The organism is Vibrio sp. 03_296 (assembly GCF_002265885.1).
In genome coordinates this window covers 1-783 of record NZ_NPKW01000179.1, presented here as the reverse complement: position 1 = coordinate 783, position 783 = coordinate 1, and the positions used below count along the sequence as shown (strand labels likewise).

The 783-nt window shown below is 46.7% G+C and carries 1 protein-coding gene; it reads right to left on the bottom strand.

The annotated features are described in order from the left end of the window. Positions 1 to 617: 617 nt before the first annotated feature. A partial coding sequence (locus tag CIK04_RS35635; RefSeq protein ID WP_176463406.1) for a hypothetical protein occupies positions 618 to 783 on the bottom strand: 166 nt, incomplete at its 5' end.

Genomic DNA, 783 nt, shown 5'->3' with positions numbered 1-783 from the left:
TGGAGAGAAACAGTTATAACTATATGATTTAATTGAGATAGATTGCTTTTTATCCAGGTTACGCATGCAGAAATGTGCGCTGGATCCGTTGTTGGTGCTGGGGAAAAAGTTACTATGAACACGTCGGAAGGATGCTGACACGGAACAGGAAATGACTACGGATTAGGTCATCTTCAGGAAGAAGATACGGTTATTCAGGATGAATAGTCGGCATGGAAAGCAAATTGGACATTGAACGGACGCAATAGTAACTAGGATGGTTGCTACTAAGGAAGGCAATGGACACCTCTGGATGAGGCAAGGACTGAACATCAGGAAGATGTAAGGGACAACCGCTCAGGGAACAAGTGATGTGAGCCAACGAGGACTGTTGGTAGACTAGGAAAGTCAAGGACACCGCTAGGAAGGCGATGCAAGGATTAAGCTGACGGATTCAGCATACTATCAAGGATTTGATGCAGGGAGCACTTTAGTAGCTGGATTGCTGCAAGTAAGACCATTAACCCCGATGGGCGAAAGCCCTCGGGGTTTTCTTTTTTGCTATTTGTCTTCACCCTCACCAACTAAAAAACGGCGCCTTCAGCGCGTCTGCAGATAGAGGATCTATCGATAAGCCATCACAGCTTTTCCAACCTCGCGTAAGCGGTCACTAGCCACTTGATTCCTTCCCCATTGAAGGCAACTTGAACTCGGCTCTGTGGGCCACTGCCTTCGAAGTTGATGATTGTCCCTTCACCAAATTTAGGATGGCGAACACGTGAACCCAATGAAAAGCCAGTTTCG